19 protein-coding genes and 2 pseudogenes are annotated in these 18,953 nt (G+C 53.7%); 12 read left to right on the top strand and 9 right to left on the bottom strand.

Going from position 1 to position 18,953, the window contains the following annotated elements:
• A pseudogene (locus ACI9KD_RS13300) lies at positions 1-261 on the top strand (colicin I receptor); the annotation flags it as partial.
• Positions 262-287: 26 nt separating this feature from the next.
• On the opposite strand, the gene ACI9KD_RS13295 reads toward ACI9KD_RS13300, so the two are convergent.
• Genes ACI9KD_RS13295 through ACI9KD_RS13280 form a run of 4 tightly spaced genes read right to left on the bottom strand, consistent with a single transcriptional unit; the run spans position 288 to position 3,259 of the window.
• Positions 288-968 carry a glutathione S-transferase gene (locus ACI9KD_RS13295; protein ID WP_414981660.1) on the bottom strand — a complete coding sequence of 227 codons (681 nt, stop codon included), beginning with the start codon at positions 966-968 and terminating at the stop codon, positions 288-290.
• Positions 969-981: 13 nt separating this feature from the next.
• On the bottom strand, positions 982-1,341 hold the full coding sequence (locus ACI9KD_RS13290; protein WP_414981659.1) for a GFA family protein: 360 nt from the start codon (positions 1,339-1,341) through the stop codon (positions 982-984).
• A gap of 41 nt (positions 1,342-1,382) precedes the next feature.
• The gene (locus ACI9KD_RS13285; protein WP_414981658.1) at positions 1,383-2,147 is read right to left on the bottom strand and encodes an SDR family NAD(P)-dependent oxidoreductase; all 765 of its coding nucleotides are present in this window, start codon (positions 2,145-2,147) and stop codon (positions 1,383-1,385) included.
• Between the two features lie 35 nt (positions 2,148-2,182).
• On the bottom strand, positions 2,183-3,259 hold the full coding sequence (locus tag ACI9KD_RS13280; RefSeq protein WP_414981657.1) for a dipeptidase: 1,077 nt from the start codon (positions 3,257-3,259) through the stop codon (positions 2,183-2,185).
• Positions 3,260-3,389: 130 nt separating this feature from the next.
• Here ACI9KD_RS13280 and ltaE point away from each other — a divergent pair, with 130 nt between their 5' ends.
• Entirely contained in the window at positions 3,390-4,379 is a 990-nt protein-coding gene (gene ltaE, locus ACI9KD_RS13275; RefSeq protein WP_414981656.1) for a low-specificity L-threonine aldolase, read from the top strand.
• A gap of 4 nt (positions 4,380-4,383) precedes the next feature.
• On the opposite strand, the gene recQ is transcribed toward ltaE, so the two are convergent.
• The 3 genes from recQ to ACI9KD_RS13260 form a co-directional block, all read right to left on the bottom strand.
• Positions 4,384-6,228: a DNA helicase RecQ gene (gene recQ, locus ACI9KD_RS13270; RefSeq protein ID WP_414981655.1), complete on the bottom strand. Its 1,845-nt coding sequence runs from the start codon at positions 6,226-6,228 to the stop codon at positions 4,384-4,386.
• A gap of 20 nt (positions 6,229-6,248) precedes the next feature.
• Positions 6,249-6,446: a hypothetical protein gene (locus ACI9KD_RS13265; RefSeq protein ID WP_414981654.1), complete on the bottom strand. Its 198-nt coding sequence runs from the start codon at positions 6,444-6,446 to the stop codon at positions 6,249-6,251.
• A 119-nt stretch (positions 6,447-6,565) separates the two neighbouring features.
• Positions 6,566-7,549 (bottom strand): phospholipase A, encoded by a 984-nt coding sequence (locus ACI9KD_RS13260; protein ID WP_414981653.1) that lies wholly within the window; start codon positions 7,547-7,549, stop codon positions 6,566-6,568.
• A 140-nt stretch (positions 7,550-7,689) separates the two neighbouring features.
• Here ACI9KD_RS13260 and ACI9KD_RS13255 point away from each other — a divergent pair, with 140 nt between their 5' ends.
• The 3 genes from ACI9KD_RS13255 to ACI9KD_RS13245 all read left to right on the top strand — a co-directional run bounded on the left by ACI9KD_RS13255 (position 7,690) and on the right by ACI9KD_RS13245 (position 10,844).
• Positions 7,690-8,766: an NADH:flavin oxidoreductase gene (locus ACI9KD_RS13255; protein ID WP_414981652.1), complete on the top strand. Its 1,077-nt coding sequence runs from the start codon at positions 7,690-7,692 to the stop codon at positions 8,764-8,766.
• A gap of 70 nt (positions 8,767-8,836) precedes the next feature.
• Complete coding sequence (locus ACI9KD_RS13250) at positions 8,837-9,673, top strand: putative RNA methyltransferase (protein ID WP_414981661.1); 837 nt, start codon at positions 8,837-8,839, stop codon at positions 9,671-9,673.
• Between the two features lie 85 nt (positions 9,674-9,758).
• A complete protein-coding gene (locus ACI9KD_RS13245) occupies positions 9,759-10,844 on the top strand; it encodes an NAD(P)H-dependent flavin oxidoreductase (RefSeq protein WP_414981651.1) in 1,086 nt (361 codons plus the stop codon).
• A 21-nt stretch (positions 10,845-10,865) separates the two neighbouring features.
• Here ACI9KD_RS13245 and ACI9KD_RS13240 read toward each other — a convergent pair whose 3' ends face one another.
• Positions 10,866-12,233 carry an NAD(P)-binding protein gene (locus ACI9KD_RS13240; protein WP_414981650.1) on the bottom strand — a complete coding sequence of 456 codons (1,368 nt, stop codon included), beginning with the start codon at positions 12,231-12,233 and terminating at the stop codon, positions 10,866-10,868.
• An 86-nt stretch (positions 12,234-12,319) separates the two neighbouring features.
• Between ACI9KD_RS13240 and ACI9KD_RS13235 the strand changes: the two genes are divergently transcribed.
• The gene (locus ACI9KD_RS13235) at positions 12,320-12,790 is read left to right on the top strand and encodes an isomerase (RefSeq protein ID WP_414981649.1); all 471 of its coding nucleotides are present in this window, start codon (positions 12,320-12,322) and stop codon (positions 12,788-12,790) included.
• Positions 12,791-12,857: 67 nt separating this feature from the next.
• Positions 12,858-13,655 (top strand): thioredoxin family protein, encoded by a 798-nt coding sequence (locus tag ACI9KD_RS13230; protein WP_414981648.1) that lies wholly within the window; start codon positions 12,858-12,860, stop codon positions 13,653-13,655.
• A 30-nt stretch (positions 13,656-13,685) separates the two neighbouring features.
• Here the strand turns inward: ACI9KD_RS13230 and ACI9KD_RS13225 are convergent, their stop codons facing one another.
• Complete coding sequence (locus ACI9KD_RS13225; RefSeq protein ID WP_414981647.1) at positions 13,686-15,299, bottom strand: ABC-F family ATPase; 1,614 nt, start codon at positions 15,297-15,299, stop codon at positions 13,686-13,688.
• Positions 15,300-15,508: 209 nt separating this feature from the next.
• Here ACI9KD_RS13225 and ACI9KD_RS13220 point away from each other — a divergent pair, with 209 nt between their 5' ends.
• From ACI9KD_RS13220 to ACI9KD_RS13200, 5 genes and pseudogenes are all read left to right on the top strand, one after another.
• Positions 15,509-16,345, top strand: a complete 837-nt coding sequence (locus ACI9KD_RS13220; protein ID WP_414981646.1) for a S1 RNA-binding domain-containing protein — start codon at positions 15,509-15,511, stop codon at positions 16,343-16,345.
• 210 nt (positions 16,346-16,555) lie between these two features.
• The gene (locus ACI9KD_RS13215) at positions 16,556-17,872 is read left to right on the top strand and encodes a DEAD/DEAH box helicase (protein WP_414981645.1); all 1,317 of its coding nucleotides are present in this window, start codon (positions 16,556-16,558) and stop codon (positions 17,870-17,872) included.
• An 85-nt stretch (positions 17,873-17,957) separates the two neighbouring features.
• On the top strand, positions 17,958-18,419 hold the full coding sequence (locus ACI9KD_RS13210) for a nuclear transport factor 2 family protein (protein ID WP_414981644.1): 462 nt from the start codon (positions 17,958-17,960) through the stop codon (positions 18,417-18,419).
• 6 nt (positions 18,420-18,425) lie between these two features.
• Positions 18,426-18,629 (top strand): hypothetical protein, encoded by a 204-nt coding sequence (locus ACI9KD_RS13205; RefSeq protein WP_414981643.1) that lies wholly within the window; start codon positions 18,426-18,428, stop codon positions 18,627-18,629.
• Positions 18,626-18,953, top strand: a pseudogene (locus ACI9KD_RS13200) (D-hexose-6-phosphate mutarotase); the annotation flags it as partial. The gene ACI9KD_RS13205 and the pseudogene ACI9KD_RS13200, both read left to right, overlap by 4 nt.

The following is an 18,953-nucleotide window of genomic DNA, read 5'->3' as shown; positions in this document are numbered from 1 at the left end:
AGTTGGGAAGGAGAGCGGCAGGGGCTTTACAGTGATCTCAGTTTTCGCCCATCGAGGGACGAATTTGGGGCCGACGAGAGGCCATTAGATTCTGCTTTGATATGGAATGCGAGATTCACCCAGCGTGTAGCCGGCAACTGGCGCGCCGAACTCTTCTTTAGCAATATCCTGGACGAGGCCTATCGTTCCACCGCGGATGATGTTGCACCCTTTCAACCGGGTAGAACGGTGGGCTTGCGTCTGGAGTGGCGCAAAATCTGACCTGGATTTCTGTCGACGGCGCAGGTCTAAATGGTCTCGGGGAAGCGCAGGGACTCTTGCTCCGGCACCCACTTTGGGTATTTCGACATCACCGATGTAAAGAGCGTGGATTCGAGCAATGTGTCTAGCCAGCGACGCAGCTGTGGATAAGGCGCCTGATCAAACCAATGTCTATCGACCATGACGAATTGTCGAATAAACGGAAAGATTGCGACATCGCTCAAACTCAATCGTGGCCCGTGCAGCCATTCAGTGTGTTTTAGTCGCGTTTCCAGGTCGTGTAGGAAAACGCTGGCCTGATCGCGATACCACTCTGCGGGATGTTCCGGGTGTCGATCTGCGTATTTGTACCTATCCAGCAGAGTTTTGAAGGCCCCGTCGTTTTCGGTGATGAGCTCAGTAGCATCGTGAGGAATGGCACCGTGGCTGTCCAGTGGTAGCCATTGCTCAGGGTCAGCATGTGCCAACGCCCAAGACATGACATCAATGCTCTCATCAATGACTTTACCGTTGGGAAGCACTAGCACGGGTACGGTGCCCTTTGACGAAACCTTGAGCATCGCAGAAGGCTTGTTCTTGAGCACCACCTCGCGCAACTCCACTTGAACACCAGAGTAGGTCAAAGCCATGCGAGCGCGCATTGCGTAGGGGCAGCGCCTAAAGCTGTAAAGTACCGGGAGTGGTTCCAGGTTCGGCACTTTGGACATGACGCTTTGCAAGCTAATCAATGAATTGCCAGGTATCGGCGCCATCAAAGGTTCTGACTTTGGCGTGTTCGATAGACTCAGCTGAGAGCATTTGCGCATTAACCGCAAGGCGTCGCGGTTCGTCCGTGCTCAGTAAATCATAGTGAGTCATACAGATGCAGGCAGAGCAGTGCTGAAAAGCGATTTGCTTGTCACCCCAAATGTAGGGCGCAAGGCTATCGGGTGCAGCATGGGCCTTCGCTGTCTCAGTGTCACAAAAGGCCCACAATGCGCCATAGCGTCGACAGATTGAGCAAGTGCATTGGACCAATGTGTCGGGCATGGTTTCGATGTCGACTGTTACGGCGCCGCAATGACAACTGGCTTTGGGCATCGCTGGGGTTCTCCTATGACTGACTTTCTGGCTAAGTTTTATCAGGCGTTCATTCCGCCATCGACCATGTACACCGAGCCGTTCAAAAACCGGCTTTCGTCGCTAGCGAGAAACAGCATCATGTTGGCGACATCTTCAGTACTAGCATAACGCTCAAGAGGGATCGTGGCTTTGATTGCAGCGTACTGGGCTTGCGGGTCGTCCGGGCTCAAACCCTGCTCTAGTGAGCGCATCATTCGCCCTTCCGCCGGTGCGGGATTGACGGTGTTGACTCGAATATTGTGTGCTCCGCCTTCCTTCGCGCAGGAACGCATCAAACCGACAACGGCGTGCTTGCTGGCCGCATAGGCTGATAATCCGGGTCCTCCGCTGACGCCCATGATGGACGAGGTGATGACTATGCTGCCACCGCCGTTGGACGCCATCACTGGAAACACATGCTTTAACCCCAGGAACACCCCGGTAACATTGATATCCAGTACCTGCTGAAAGCTCTGGGTATCGACCTCGCTAACTGCTGCGACGGGGCCGACGATGCCTGCGTTGGCAAGTAGGACATCGACCTTTCCAAATGCCTGCAACGTAGCTGCAACGTAGCTGGCCGTATCAGACTCACTGGTGACGTCAGCAACGCAATATTGCACGTCGCTGGCATTGAACTTGTCGGTTATTGCTTGCAGATGATTCTCGTCAAGATCTACCAACATGACCTTGGCACCTGCCTCCACAAAGAGTTTTAGCGCGACTTGCGCAATATCTCCCGCGCCCCCAGTAAGGATGACCGATTTTCCGGAAACTGTGTGCATAGACTCGCTCCTGTGATGAGATTCTTAAAGTGGATCTAGCCGATTGAGTCGCCGAGTAGGCGCAGCCAATTGAGACCCAGTAGTCGTTCGATATCGCTGCTGGACCAGCCTCGGCGGTCAAGTACAACCATGAGATTGCGATAGCGATCGGTACTATCGAGTTCGGGAATCCATGGGGGCCAGCGTAGTTCATAGCTAGGCTTAAAGAACCCTGTTCGAGGAAGGTACCACTCATCGTAGGTGGCCCACGGCGATATGCCCTGTGGAGGGAAGTCTGTAGAAATGCCAATATGTTCTTTGCCGGCGACATTGACTGCGTGTTCAATATGATCCGCATAATGTTCTATGCTGGTGTCGCCGCCAGGGTCGGGTCCGACGAAGTACCCCAGAGCAACCATTCCGATTACGCCGCCTTTCTCTGCACAGTTGCGAATTTGTTCATCGGTTTTTGCACGGGGATGGGAGCGCAGTGCGTCACACATCGTATGCGTAATACCCACCGGTCGCTTGGAAAAAGCGATACCGTCTAGTGTTGTTTGGCTGCCGCAGTGAGAGAGATCAATAAGTACGCCGATGTCGTTCATGCGCGCCACAACCTCGACACCAAAATCAGACAGGCCTGCGTTAGTCCGCTCCAGGCAGCCGTCACCTACCAGGTTCCTGAAGTTGTAGGTCAACTGGAAGGAGCGCATCCCAAGCGCATACAGCGCATCGATGTTGTCCACTTCCCCGTCAAGCATTGTCGAGTTCTGAAAATTCATCATGACCGCGGTGCGATTTGATTCTTTGGCGCGCATAAAATCCTGCGACTCCAGCGCGAGCATCAGCTTATCTTCGTTATCCTTGATACGACCTCGCCATTCCAGCAGCGCATCGATCGCGGCCTGCAGATTTTGTCTCGGAAGACTCTCGATAATGCCCGAGTAATTGGCTGCGCGAAGCGCCGTAAAAACGTCTTCGCTCCACTCTTTCCCAAAGCACAAAGCATCGATGATCAGCATGTCGTCGTACTTGCTGGTGATCGATGTGGCTGCGTGCCCGGGGAGTACGCTGCTTGCTAGCACTGCCGCGGCCCCGTGTAAGAATGTTCGCCGGTTTGTTTCCCAATCCATAGCTTACTCACCTCTGTGTCGCCGTGACTGTCTGCGAGCATCTTGATCAGTAAAACCGGATCGAGTGCCGCGGTCGATACATTTTTCGTTTACTATTTTGCTCATATTAACGGAGGAGATGCAGTCTGCAATGATTGACCTACGAAGTGACACGGTGACACAGCCCACGCTCGATATGCTCGAAGCCATGCACAATGCAGATACAGGCGATGACGTGTATGGCGAAGACCCGACTGTGAATGAGCTGGAACGTTTCGCGGCAGCGCTTACCGGCAAAGAGGCGGCGGTGTTTGCGCCCACCGGCACTCAATCAAACCTCATCGGTTTGTTGAGTCACTGTCAGCGAGGCCACGAGTACATCGTTGGGCATGGTGCGCACACCTATATGTACGAAGGTGGGGGCGCTGCTGTGCTCGGGGGCATACAGCCATGTCCACTAGCATTCGCCCAGGATGGTTCGCTGCCTCTTGATGTGGTTGAACGGTCCATCAAGCCTGATGACGCGCACTTCGCCATAACGCGCCTGGTATGCCTCGAGAACACTCAAGCTGGGAAAGTGCTGCCTCTGGAGTATTTGGAGCGCTATAGCGAACTTGCGCAACGCTATGAACTGCGACGCCATCTGGATGGCGCGCGAGTATTTAATGCTGCCGTTGCTCAAGCTATTCCTGTTTCTCAGATATGCCAGTACTTCGACACGGTATCTATCTGCCTGTCCAAGGGACTTGCCTGCCCCGTGGGTTCTTTGCTCGTGGGTGACCAGGAGAGTATTCGCAGTGCCCGTCGTTGGCGAAAGATGCTAGGAGGCGGGATGCGTCAGGCGGGGATTTTGGCAGCTGCGGGTCTCTATGCACTCCAAAACAATGTTGCGCGCTTGCAAGAAGATCATGATAAAGCGGCAAGAGTAGCGGAGGCCTTATCGACACTGACTGGTATTCGCTTGCAAGAAGATCCTCAAACTAACATGGTGATGCTTGCTGATGACACGGCGGTGGAGCCTCTGCAGCAACACTTGCTAGAAGCCGGTATCAAGATTTCTGGAGTTCGCTGGGTGTTTCATCAGGATGTGTCTGATGATGATATTGATCAACTGTTGGACGCCTGTCGACGGTTTGCCTAGGAGCTTAGCGGGGTCGGTTGTTGTCTTTGACCACCGCTAGGAAAGCTTCTGCGTATTTGTCTCGCTTGCGGTCACCTACGCCGGAAATGGCCGCAAACTCCTCTACGTTCTGAGGTCGCTGTTCGCAGATAAGTTGCAAGGTGCGATCGTGAAATATGATGTAAGGCGGGATGCCCTGATTTTCTGCCAGCTGCCGACGGCACTCGCGAAGAGCTTCCCAGAGTGCCACGTCAATGTGCTCTGGAAGTACATTTTTAGTGGTTCGTTTCGCAGAGCTCGTCTTGGGGTCCTGGCGTAACAGAATTTCTACTTCGCCTCGCAGCACTCCCCGAGCTGATTCTTGCAAAAACAGAGCGCCAAAGCGTGCGACGTCGACGCTCAGATATCCCCGGGCCACGAGCTGCCGATACACGGAGCGCCACTGAAGAGCATCCAGAGCTTTACCCACGCCAAAGGTGGACAAATGGTGATGATCATTTTGGAGTACCTTGTCGTTCTCTGTTCCCCGAAGTACGTCTATAAGGTGGTTTACGCCAAAGCGTTGTTCCGTGCGGTACACCGCGGACATGGCCATTTGTGCGGCCTCAGTTCCATTCCAGGTCGCGACAGGGCTTAGGCAGCTATCGCAATTACCGCAGGGATCATTGCGCTGTTCATCAAAATACGCGAGAAGAGCCTGCCTGCGACAGGTCGTTATTTCGCAAAGGCCCAGCATGGCGTTCAGCCGATGCTGTTCTTCGCGCTTGTAGGCATCGCTGCCTTGGGATTGATCAAGCATTTGGCGCAGAGTGATCACATCTTGAAGCCCATAAACCAACCAAGCGTCAGCAGCTTGTCCGTCTCGCCCGGCTCGCCCCGTTTCTTGATAATATGCCTCTACCGTCTTGGGCAAATCAAGGTGTGCGACAAAGCGTACATCAGGCTTATCGATGCCCATGCCAAAAGCGATGGTGGCGACGATGATTACGCCATCTTCCCGAAGGAAGCGGCGTTGGTTGTGGGCGCGGGTCTCTGTGGGAAGCCCGGCATGGTAAGGAAGTGCATTGAAGCCTTGATCAGCGAGCCAGCTCGCGGTCTCGTTAACACGCTTGCGCGAGAGGCAGTAGACAATTCCTGCATCCTTAAGGTGCTCGTCGCGCAAGAAGCGCAACAGTTGTGCTCGAGGATTGTCTTTAAGCGCAATGCGATAACAGATGTTCGGTCGATCAAAGCTGACCAGAAAATGCCCGGCGTTGCTCAGGTTCAGTCGCTCGGCAATTTCTTGTCGCGTGCGCGCGTCAGCGGTTGCTGTGAGCGCAATGCGCGGCACATTGGGAAATCGTTGATGCAACTCACTGAGCTGCAAATAATCCTCACGAAAATCATGTCCCCACTGAGATACGCAATGGGCCTCGTCGATCGCAAACAGTGCGGGCGTTACTTGTTCAAGCAGTGCCAGCATCCGTGGCTGCAGAAGCCTCTCCGGGGCGACGTAGAGCAAGTCCAGTCGGCCGTCTAGCCAGGCTTGCTCAATTGATCGCGCGTCACTTAAATCCAAGCTGGAATTGAGGAACGCCGCACGAACACCCAGTTGCTGGAGGGACTCTACCTGATCCTGCATGAGCGCGATTAGCGGCGAGACGACGATTGCGCAGCCTGGTCGAAGAAGGGCGGGTATTTGGTAACACAGTGACTTGCCGCCGCCGGTAGGCATGATGACCAGGGCGTCATCGCCGCGCGCCAGCATGTTGATAATGTCCAATTGGGGCTGGCGAAACGCCGGGTAGCCGAACACATGCTGAAGCGCTTCAAGCGCTTCAGCTGAGTAATCAGTCTGCGTTTGGGTCTGTTGCAGTGGCCGTGCCGCCATTTCTGGCTAGCGGTGGTCCGCTAGTTTGTGCTTTTGGGTGCAGCTGACTTCGCTTTTGGCGCTATCATATTAGCCTGGCCGCTTACACCAGACTTAATCTGCTCTATTTCTCCGCCGCCTTCCAGGAAGGCTTTAACTTTGTCTTCCAAAGACGAGGAGGTTTCGACAGCCGCTGGCGGCTTCTTTTTGCCTGCGGTTCGTAGAGGTTTCTTTGCCATAATTACGCTATTGAAATTTTACGGGTGCGTATCATAGCAAATTGTGGCACCAAAAGTCCGCTAAAGCCTGTTTAACACTCAAATATTGGACCTGATTGACACAGGGAAACGTGCTGAACTCATAGCCAGTCGGTGAGTGCTATGCCTATACCGATGCGATTGTTGTAATTCTCCATGTCGATAAGGTTCTCACCATAACCCGAATAGATCTGCACGAAGCCCTTGAGTCTGCTGAATAAGGGGAATGTGTAGTTCACCTCGAGACCGCTGCGGCTGGGGCTGCTGAGGTTGTTCTTTAATCCCACGGCAATCGTGTGTCGCTCGCGCTTATGAATAAGTCCTAGCTGCAGTCTGCCCATGTAGTCTTCTATATTAGGGTTGTCATCACCATCGGCAGGCTCGCTGATTCGGCCCCAGGTTTTTGCTGACAGGACCCAGTTCCCTCGATCCAGTGCGAGCTCCGCGGTGACTCGGTTCCAGCTTCTTGATAGTGGCTCGGATCGTCCATTGGACTGGTGATTTAGAGCCAGGGTAGCCACTCGCGCGTTCCAGCCGAAGACCTCGAAATCTGTGGGGATTTGCCAAAAAACTTCGGGTTGATGGTTGGTCTCTCTAAACGGCGCGGAAGCGTCGTCTTCAGCATAGAGTTGCCAGTAAGACTGCTGTGTGTAGGCGGCCCATACCGATGAGTCTCTCCATAGCCCTTGCGCTAGTCGGGTCTTCAGGCTTAGCTGCATTTTTATCTCGTAGTCACTGAACGTATCTTCCAGAGGTCCAAAATCCGAGTAATCAGGGTTATTGCTGAAGGTAAGGGGGAGTACGTAATTGGGGTGATGAGGCGTTATGGAGAACCATTGATCTGTAAGGGCCGCCTCTTGTTCTACCCGAGCCTCGATGAGCGACAAGTTTGGGAGAGCCTCACTGAGGAGCTCCATATCACCATCGGCGTTGATTTTCGGGAGCTCATCCGGCGTGAAGTAACTGTCGAAGCAGTTAAGACGTGCTTTGGCGTCTGGAATGTAGGCGCAGGTTTCAGGGTTGCTATGGGCTGTTGCCGCCCAAAGTAGTGGCAGAATAACGGCCAACCCAAGTAGATTTCGCATGGATGATTGCTCAAGTGTTCGAAGAGAAGTCAGGCGACGATAGCAGATTGATCTAAATGAGAGTGTGCAAATACAAGTGCTGTACACGCGACTCCAGTCTCGACAAACTACGCAGTCTCTTTTTTCACTGGAATACTCACGTGACAGATTTATCCAACGCCCTGACCTTCAAGAGCGGTGCGGCTATGCCGAACCGCTTCATGCTGGCTCCATTGACCAATCTTCAGAGCCATCCTGATGGCAGCTTGAGCGATGATGAGTATCGCTGGCTAACTAAGCGTGCCGAGGGCGGTTTTGGCCTCACCATGACCTGTGCATCACATGTGCAGGCGGCAGGCTCTGGTTTTCCCGGGCAGTTAGGTTGCTTTTCGGATGATCATTTAGAAGGTCTCACACGACTTGCCACGGGAATCAATGTGCAGGGGAGTATTTCTGTTTTACAACTGCATCACGCGGGTATGCGGTCGCCAGCAGATCTCATCGGTGAGACACCGCAATGTCCCAGTGACAACGAAAAGACGGGCGCTCGCGGCATATCCCATGAAGAAGTGTTGCAACTGCGGGACGATTTTGTTGCTGCCGCAGTGCGCGCCGCTAAGGCAGGCTTTGCCGGTGTGGAACTGCATGGTGCGCATGGCTATATGCTCGCGCAGTTTTTGAGTCCCACAATCAACCAGCGTGATGATGAGTACGGTGGCTCCCTGGAGAATCGTTGTAGGTTACTCCTGGAGATTATCGATGGGGTTCGATCGCAATGTGGGGAGGACTTTTTGCTGGGTGTTCGCTTGTCGCCGGAACGTTTTGACATCCGTTTAGCCGAAATGCAGGTACTTGCCCAGCGATTAATGAGCGAGGCAAAGATCGATTTTCTGGATATGTCTTTGTGGGATTCTTTCAAGGAGCCCAAAGAAGAAGGCTTTGCGGGGAAGACCTTGCTTGAGTGCTTTACGGAGCTTGACCGGGGAGAGGTGCGCCTGGGCACGGCCGGAAAAGTGCGCAGTGCTGCGGATGCTCGACGCTGTATAGACGCGGGCGCCGATTTTGTCGTTGTGGGTCGCTCGGCGATTCTGCACCATGACTTTCCACGCCAAGTGGCTGTGAATCCTGATTTCGAGCCAGTTGCAAATCCGGTGAGCACCGAATATTTGCGTAAAGAAGGCCTGGGGGAAGCATTCATAAACTATATGGCAACCTGGGGTGGTTTTGTCGAAGACTGATCAATCTCAGGGCTTAAGCTTGGGGGGCGACTGAGATCACTGTGTCTTTCAAACTGATGTGGCCGCAGTGATGCCCTTTCGTCCTCACGAGGCCTTGCGTTGCCCTCTCGATGGCTTGCCGCTGGAGTTACAGGACGGCTGCGTGCGGTGCCCCAATCTCCATAGTTTTGATGTTGCAAGGCAGGGCTACGTCAACCTTCTCTCGGCACAGGACAAGCGCTCCAAAGATCCCGGTGACAGTCAGGCTATGATTGCTGCTCGGCACCGGTTTTTGGAGGCGGGGCACTACCGGTCCTTGGCAGACTCTGTCGGTGATTTGCTTCTGCCTCATATCACCTCCGATTCACTGGTTGTCGATGCAGGCTGTGGAGAGGCTTATTACCTGGAGTGCCTTAGAGAGGGGATCCTGAAGTCGGGCCAGCCAGAACCTCAGATGCTGGGTTTTGATATTTCGAAGTGGGCGATACAGGCAGCGGCGCGGCGTTTTTCTGCGACCTGGTTAGTGGCCAGCAATCGCAATATCCCCTTGCGTGATGCATCTGTGGATCTGGTGATTGATATGTTTGGTTTTTCCGACTTTGCATCCTTTACACGAATTCTTAAACCGGCTGGACTGCTCCTGCGAGTTCAGGCAGGCGCCCAGCATTTACTTGAACTACGTCACATCATTTATCCTGAGCTCAAGGATCGAAAAGAATCGACGATGCTGCCCGAGGGGTTTTCGCTTGTGCAGAATGCGCGGTTGGAGTTTGACGTTCCCAGGCTTGATCGTCAGAGCATTAGTGATCTGTTGCTGATGACACCACATCTCTTTCGGGCCTCTGCAGATGGCAAGAAGCGCGCGGCGGCTTTGGAGTCGCTGTCGATCAATGTCGATGTATCGCTGGAACTGCTTCGAAAGGCCTAATAGATCACTCTTTCTTGCTGCGTCGTATAGCGGCGCCAGGTTTTGCCGGTATCCCTGTGGTCTTGCGCGTGCAATGGAGCCATTGATGGTTAGGAAAACTATAGACAGCAGCATTCTGAAAACCCGCTTGACTGATCTGCTTGGTCTTAAGTATCCGATTGTTCAGGCGCCGATGGCAGGGATTTCAACGCCGCTACTCGCCGCTGCGGTAAGCAATGCAGGTGGCTTGGGTTCGGTTGCTTTGGGGGCGCTGAATCCTGCGGCCGCGCGAAGGACTCTCGAAGAGACGCTCGCGCTTACGAGCGGACCGATCGCTGCAAACCTGTTCGTCCACGAATCTCCTTGCATAGATACCGAACTGGCTCAGATTTTCTTGGCTGAGCTCGGGCCAGAGTTCGAGTCGCTGGGTGCGCAGCCGCCAGCGTCAGTTAGAGAAATTTACCGGTCCTTTAACGATGACGATGAAATGCTCGAGATGCTGCTGGAGCTACGTCCGGCTGCGGTCAGCCTACACTTTGGTGCGGCGACGGAGCTTCGCATGGCGGCGTTGAAGAAGGCCGGCATTTTGGTTCTCGCGACTGCTACCTCGGTTGCAGAAGCGCTGGTGCTTGAGGCAGTGGGCGTGGATCTGCTTGTCATGCAGAGCTATGACGCAGGCGGTCATAGCGGTGCCTTTCTGGGTCCGCCCGATGCGGCAACCGCGGGCCGTGTGGGTCTGCAGAACCTCGTGGGGGATGCGGTGGCAGCGGTGAGCGTGCCCGTGGTAGCGGCAGGTGGACTGATGACGGGTAGGGATGTGGCTGATGTGATCAGCGCAGGTGCTGCGGGCGCTCAACTGGGAACAGCGTTTATAGGCTGCCCAGAAACGCTTGCGAGTGATCGGTATAGGGCGATGCTGTCGAGCGGTGCTCCGACCCGCTTGACGTCAAACATCTCAGGTCGGCCCGCCCGGAGCCTAGTGAACGAACTGCTAAACTGGGCCGATAGCCTCGCAGCCGCGACACCGGACTACCCCCTTTGCTATGACGCCGTAAAGCAGCTTGTTACAGCGAAGAAAAACCCTGACTTCAGTGTGATGTGGGCGGGGGAAGGGGCGATGCATAGCCGCTTTCTGCCGGCCAGCGAACTGCTTGAGCGTCTGGCATCTGAGCTAGAATCGAGCACAGATTAAACACCCATTTGTCGGCTTTGCTTAGCTTAAGTATTCCATTAGTTTCCCTGCGGCGACCATGCCTTGCTCTTGTAAGCGTTGCATGAAGGCTGTGTCGGCTTCGGCTGAAGTGGCTGCCGAGCTGAAGCCGTCCAGCCTGGAAGCCTTCATCCAGGTCATGAGCGTTGGATCTTCCTGCCAGGCCATACCGTTAATCAGGTCGGCTAGCATGTTGTGCATATAGTCCGTGTCAGAGTCTGGATGCGGTACTGGCGTGCAGAGTTGGTTTTGGCGCGCTTGATCATGCTCGGTGAGTTCTATGTGGGCAATGAACGCCGCACTAAACACCTGTTGGCAGGTACGCACGGCTTGCAGCGTGATTTTTCCGTCAGTAAAAACAGCTTCCGGTGCTCGTCGGGCGAGCCCGTCCGCAGTGCAGTCTATAAAGAGTGTTTTGGGGCCGTAATCAAGGGAACCATGCTCGAGTTTGATCTGATCGGCATCGATGCTTTCTACCCGGCCCATGCGAACCACATTCTTTATTAGGCGCAGTTTCTCAATTTCGGATTTGGTCACTGTTGCACAACGGAACATCGTGGGTTTGACGGATGTATCGATACGCAAAGCCAAGCCCTCTGCTTCCGCTCGCGCAAACAGATCGTCAACTGATTCGGATTCCGCGACGACTTTGACTTGCATCTCTCGCAGTTGCTGGATTGAGCTTTCGAATAGCTTCCCCGCCTGAGCATAGGCGCGATCCCATAACCAGGACTCTCTGGGCTTTATCCAACAGATTGAATCAGGGTTCACGCCGTTATCGAGGAGAAACAAGCAGGCGTCAAAACTGGTCTTTCCAGCACCAATAACGGTGTATTTGCTCCATTCGCCCTTTAGGCTTGTAAGTGCGTTGGGAGCTACGCAGCTGACCTCGTCGGCTACAGAGTACGAGGGAGCAGCCATTGCAGGGACTTGCACATTCATAAATGTGGCATCGACGATGGTGCCCGCTTCCACGCTATAGCTAGCCTCTGATGTCAGGGATTGGATCTTGCCGTCCCCTTGATACTCGCACATAGGGAAGTATTGGACTCTGCCGGAGCTAATGAACTCGCGCATGAGATCATCGTAGTAAGCACAGATCTCCGCTTTGCTTGCGAGTTCGTAAAGACCGCTGTTGCTCCCGAATGTGTCTATGCGATCAGAACCCAGTGCGCGGGAGTTGACGCCGTAGAAGCTCGAAGGTTGATGCAGTCGTACAAAAGGGTAGGCCATATTCCAGTGCCCACCCGGTTGATGATGGCGATCAACAATAGTGATGGTGGCTGTGGACTCGGTCATGAGAACATCCGCGAAGGCCATGCCCATAGCGCCAGCACCAATGATCAGGTAATCGGTTTTTTGTGCATTCATCGTGAGTCCTTTTTTTGATTATTTTTGGGAAACATCCACTCAAAATGCGTATGGTTGCCTGACGGTCTGAGCGAGGAAAAAACATCATGGAACGATATCAGAAGTTAATGATCGGAAACGCATTTTTGGTGATTGCGATCAGTATGTTCGCCGGATTCATGCTCGGTTTTGGTTTGATCGGCGGACTTGAGATTTACCCCGGTAAAATTGTTGAGATGCCTTACTACGGCACAGCCGAAGGATGGGCGCGAGCACATAGCGGTGGATTGACGAACGGCCTCTTGATATTGGCGGTGGCCTGGGCGTTGCCGATGATTCCCCTGAGCGACAGGATGCGCAATATCACGGTTTGGGGTTTCATTTACGTAGGCTGGGCAAACACCGTGTTTTATTGGGCTGGCAATGCCTCAGCTAGCCGGGCGCTGAGCTTTGGCGATAATCCCCTGGGTGCGAGTAACCTGTTGGGCATTGTGGGTTTTGGTATGGCCTTTGTCGGTGCTTTGTTGATTATTTGGTTGTTGTGCTACGCCGCACTGAAAGCATTGCGAAGCGCCTGAGCACCATAAGGCGGTCGCTCATGCTGCAAAGTCTGTGTCGCCGTTATTCAAAGGAAGGACCTTTTTTATGAATTTTCATATGCCCCCATTGTTTGCCTACTCACTCAAGCTGCTATGCCTGCTGGCGGCGACAGGGGCTTTCACAGTGGAGGCTTCAGAGCCGTCGGTTGCCGCGGAATCTGTGTATGTGGCTTCCGCAGACCCGATGCTTGACGTACAGCAGGCTTTGGATAGAGCAAAGATCAGCGAAAAACTGTTGTTAGTGGTGATGGGCGCTCAGTGGTGTCACGACAGTCGGGGGCTTGTCGATAAGTTTTCTGACCCTAAGGTCGCTGGTGTGTTGGCCGATAATTACGAGACGGTGTTCGTTGATGTGGGGTATTTCAAGGATTTGCGCGAGATCAGTCGGCGTTTTGATCAGGCGCACTACTTTGCGACGCCAACCGTGATGATTGTTAACGCGGACAGCGAGCAACTGATTAACGCGAAAGACATGCACATTTGGGGTTCTGCCGATAGCGTGCCTACAGAACAGTACCTGGAATACTTTAGTATCTACGCCAACAACCCGTCGCCGCAATTTGTGCTTTTAGCGGAGGCGCAGGCGTCTGTGATTTCTGCGTTCGAACAGGACAGCGCCGAGAGACTCAATGATGCCTATGGAGTGCTCGCGCCGGGAATGCAGGCCGAAGACAAAACAGGAAAGGCGGGGAAAGAGTTTCTGAAGCAGTGGCGAGAAGTGCGCCGTTATCGAACAAGCTTGCAACAAGATATTCTCACACTTCGTCAGCAGGCGCAGGAAGCGCCTGACGAGGAGTTGCTACTGCCCCAGTACCCGGTATTTAGCTGGGAAGAGGCACGCTAGCCTATGATCGTCGCTCCCTAAGAGAGCGGCTTAGGATGCCAGGGCAACATTCGCCAGGGTTTCTTGATGAGATAAGTACTCATCGTAAGTGCCTTGAAAATCAATCAACTCACCGCCTCGGATATCTATGATGCGGGTTGCAATCGATGAGACAAACTCACGATCGTGGCTCACGAAAATCAGCGTGCCGTCGTAATGCTCCAGCGCCAGGTTCAGCGCTTCAATTGACTCCATATCTAAGTGGTTCGTAGGTTCGTCGAGAAGAAGGATGTTCGTGTCCATCATCATCAGCTTGCCAAATAGCAGTCGGTTCTTCTCGCCGCCGGAGCAGACCTTCGCCTTCTTGATGAAGTCATCAGAAGAAAACAATAGTCGTCCCAGGGTGGCACGTACAATCTGATCATCGTGACTGGGTTTACGCCATTGGCTCATCCAGTCGAACAGGTTGAGCTCTGTATCGAACTCATCCGTAGTGTTCTGAGGGCAGTATCCCAAGGTGGCACTTTCTGCCCACTTAATGCTTCCTGCGTTGGCTTCGATTTGCCCCATGAGGCAGCGCAGCAAGGTCGTCTTACCCGCGCCGTTGTCACCGATCACCGCAAGCCGTGCGCCAGCCTCCAGAATAACGCTGCCATTCTCAAACAGCGGACCCTCATGGAAGCCGTGGCTGAGCTTGTCCAGTACTACAGCCTGTCTATGTAGCTTCTTATCCTGCTTGAATCGTATGTAGGGACTGACGCGGCTGGAAGGCTTGATGTCGTCCAGCTTTATCTTTTCGATGCGCTTGGCACGAGAGGTCGCTTGTTTGGCTTTGGAAGCATTCGCGGAGAATCGCGAAACGAAGTGCTTCAAGTCAGCGATTTCAGCACTCTTTTTGGCATTTTGCGACTGCATTCGCTCCCGAACGGCGGTAGATGCCGTCATGAAGTCATCGTAATTGCCGGGGTAAACGCGCAGTTCACCGAAGTCGATGTCGGCCATATGAGTGCACACGGCGTTGAGGAAGTGCCGGTCGTGCGACACGATGATCATTGTCGACTTGCTTTGGTTGAGCACCATCTCCAGCCAGCGGATGGTGTCGATATCGAGGTTGTTTGTAGGCTCATCCAGTAGCAGGATGTCTGGATCCGAAAACAGCGCCTGAGCCAGCAACACACGGAGTTTCCATCCTGGTGCTACTTCACTCATTAAGCCGTGATGTAGTTCCTGGGCTATGCCTGCACCGGTCAGGATCTCTCCCGCGCGACTCTCGGCGGAGTATCCATCCATCTCTGCAAACTGAACCTCAAGGTCGGCTACTCGCATGCCATCTTCTTCGGACATGTCGGGATTTGAGTAGATCCGATCGCGCTCTTGCTTTACCGTCCAGAGCTCTTCATGGCCCATCATTACAGTATCGACCACGGAGTACTTTTCATAAGCGAACTGGTCCTGGCTCAGCTTTCCCAAACGCTCATTTGGCGAGACAGAGACATTGCCTGACGTCGGAGTAAGGCTGCCATCCAGGATTTTCATGAGCGTGGATTTACCGCAGCCGTTGGCGCCTATGAGGCCATAACGATTTCCATCGCCAAATTTAACGGAGATGTCTTCAAAGAGCGGTTTGGCAGCGAACTGCATGGTTATGTTTGCGGTAGATATCAATTGACGAGTCCTGAAAAAACGCAAGAAGCCTCGGGAGGCGTCCAGAGTTCTAAATGCTATTGCTAGGGAAGCTGCGCACACTAATGGACTCGGGGTGGCACGTCGAGCCCAGACCTTGGGAATAATCCCACGCAATACCTTGATTACAGCGGATTCGTGGCCTCCAATGGACTACGATGGGCACTAAGAAAGTTTCTACGAGTACTTGCATGCAGCAGGAAATCGGTCGATTTCACACTTTAGAGGTTCTGGAGATTGGGGCGCACAGTGCCATTCTGGATGGGGGGCAGTGGGGGCGTCTTCCCCTGGAGCGCAGGCAGTGCCCTGAGGTCTTGGAAGTTGGCGACCAGCTTGAGGTCTTTGCCTATCTGGAGGCCGAAGGCCGTCCGGCGATCACAACGCTTAAGCCCGCGGCACAAGTGGGCGAGGTTGCCTGGCTTGAAGTCGTGGAGATCAATAATTTGGGTGCTTTCGTTGACTGGGGCTTGCCCAAAGACCTCTTTGTTCCTTTTGGTGAGCAGCAGCACCCCTTAAAGAAAGGGGGTCATACCCTGGTCAAAGTCTACGTTGACAATCAAGGGCGCCTCGCGGGATCCACACGTATCGATCACTGGATCAACGACAGCTCGAACAATTTCAAGCAGGGTCAGCGAGTCAGCCTAATGGTGGCTGAACGGACGGAGTTGGGTTTTAAAGCCATTATTAACCATGAATGTTGGGGGCTTTTGTACAGCAATGAGCTGTATCGGCGGGTAAAAAAGGGCCAGGTAATGGAGGGCTTTATCCTGCGGATTCGTGATGATGGCAAGATCGACTTGTCGGTGAATCAGCCCGGATACAGCAAAGCCAAGTTGGATGACATCTCCACGAAGATCCTTGCGCGGCTAGAAGAAAATGACGGATTTCTTGCACTGACTGATAAAAGCCCGCCCCGGGAGATCTACGCGGTTTTCGGCGTAAGCAAGAAGGTGTTCAAGCAGGCGATCGGTGCTTTGTACAAACAACGCATCATCGCGCTGGAAAGCGACGGTATACGGATTGTGTAAATCGGGGAATTCTTCCCTTTCATTTATCCCCAGCTCTGTTACTGTGCGCGCCTTCGTGGCGTACTTCGGTCTGCGCCGCAACTAAGCCGCACATATTGTGCCGGCTAGTACCCAAAGAAATCCCAGTCTGGACCGAGCCACCGCATAAGCATTAATGCTTTCGCGCAGGTTTGTCAGACGACTTTTTATACAACATCAGGAATACATCACGTGTTATTTAAAGATCTCAGCCTTTCGGCTGAATTGCTGCGCGCAGTAGAAAAACAAGGCTACGACGAAGCAACCCCTATACAAGAGAAAGCCATACCGTTAGTGCTACAGGGCAGTGACTTGCTCGCTGGTGCTCAAACCGGTACTGGTAAAACTGCAGGGTTTACTTTGCCTGTGCTGCAGCGTCTGCAAAGTAAATACCAGGAGGGCCAAAAGAGTTTTCCAAAAGTGCTGGTGCTCACGCCGACGCGAGAGCTTGCCGCCCAGGTGCACGAAAGTGTCCAAGACTATGGTCGTTATCTACCGTTTCGTTCCGCGGTGATCTTTGGCGGAGTCAGTATCAACCCGCAGAAGCAGAAGTTAATCAAAGGTGTGGACATTATTGTTGCCACTCCCGGACGTCTTTTGGATCACGTTCAGCAGCGCAGTATTGATTTATCCAAAATAGAGATCCTTATTTTGGATGAGGCGGACCGTATGCTGGACATGGGCTTCATTCACGATATTCGACGTGTAATGAAGGTGATCCCCAAGAAGCGTCAAACGCTATTGTTTTCTGCGACGTTCTCTAATGAAATTAAGAGACTGGCTTCAGAGTTTTTAGAGAAACCGGAACAGATTCAGGTTACGCCACAAAATACGGCAACTGAGCTGGTCAGTCAGTTAGTGTATCCGGTCGATAAAAAGCGCAAGCGCGAGCTGCTTTCTCAGCAGATCGGTGAAGGTAACTGGCAACAGGTGTTGATCTTCACACGCACAAAGCATGGTGCGAACAAGTTGGCTGAGCAGCTGGACAACGATGGTATTAGCGCGGCGGCTATTCACGGCAACAAATCTCAGGGCGCACGAACCCGGGCTCTCGGTGATTTCAAGGCCGGGGCTGTAAGAGCGCTTGTGGCTACAGATATTGCGGCTCGAGGTATCGACATCGACAAGCTGCCTCACGTAGTGAACTTTGAGCTGCCGAACGTGGCAGAGGACTACATTCATCGCATTGGTCGTACCGCACGAGCGGGCCAGCAAGGTAATGCGATTTCTCTGGTCTGTGTCGATGAGCTGAGATTGCTCCGCGATATCGAGAAGCTTCTGGGTAAGGATATTGAGAAAATCAATCAGCCAGGCTTTGATGTTGACCCGAGTATCAAAGCTGAGCCCATTCAGAATGGTCGAGGCGGTGGTCGAAATACCGGCCGTGGTGCTCCTGGAGGGCGCGGGCAAGGAAGTGGCCGGCCTGGCGCCGGCGGCCAAAACGCACGACGCGGTAGCGGTGGTGGTGCCCATGCCCGCTCCGGTAATGGAAATCGCCGCAGCGCCTAGGTACTAACGTTTAGTTGCCAGTGCTGCACTTCTATCGCAGTATCCCGCTTTGGGATACTGCCGATAGCTCGGCGAGGATGATTAGATGTTTAGACGTTGTTCCTTAGCTTTTGCACTGTTGTTGGTCATGAGCCCGGGGTGGGCTAAGCCCGGTGATTTGTCCTCCGTACGCACGGAGCTCGGTGTTTTGGTCGATCAGTTTCTTGCCGGTGCGTCGGTGAACGATGTCGCCATGCATCAACGTTTCTGGTCTGACAGTCTCGTCTACACCAGCTCCAGCGGATCCCGCTACGGCAAGCAGCAAATTCTTGAAGGTATGAGTGAGCCGGCTGACCCTGATGAGGGCTCGGCGGTGTACAGCTCTGATCAGGTCGATGTCCGTGTTCTTGCCGACGGTGTGGCCGTGTTGACCTTTCGTTTAGTTGCCACGTCGAGCGATGGCGCGGTGGACTATTTCCTCAATACCGGTGTCTTTGAGCGTGTCGACGGCCAGTGGCGGGCCAGCACCTGGCAGGCGACTAAAGTGCCTCAGGAAGGCAGCCATTAAGACGCTATGGATATCCTGCTAGCGGGAATCGCCCAAATCCAGAACATGATCAGCAGTGCTGAGGATGCGAGCAACATGGGACGGTCCGCGACGGCTGCGGCTGCTGGGACCTGTGGTCGCTTGATTATTACTGCGATGCATATCTCCTACAGGAGTGTTACGGAACCCACGATGGCCTACGCTATAGGGCGTTACCGGAAGTCCAAGTGAACGCTGCAGCGCTAAATCAACGCTTTGCCATCGATAAGACGGTCCGAATAGTTGATGTGGCAGCGGCATACCCACTCATCGAAATAAGTAATTCCCACGCGACCGCTAGCCTTGCATTACATGGCGCACAGCTGCTGACATACCAGCCTCATGGCCAGGCGCCGGTTTTGTGGGTGAGTAAGGATGCCGTCTATGCCGAAGGAAAGTCGGTTCGTGGCGGTGTGCCAATCTGCTGGCCTTGGTTCGGAGCTCATTCGGATGCTGAAATGCCAGCCCATGGATTTGCCCGGAATCGCTTTTGGCAATTGCGTTCGGCGCAGCAGC

Origin of the sequence: Congregibacter sp. (genome assembly GCF_047617445.1) — a bacterium.
GTDB lineage: Bacteria > Pseudomonadota > Gammaproteobacteria > Pseudomonadales > Halieaceae > Congregibacter.
This window is presented reverse-complemented; position numbering and strand designations above follow the sequence as displayed.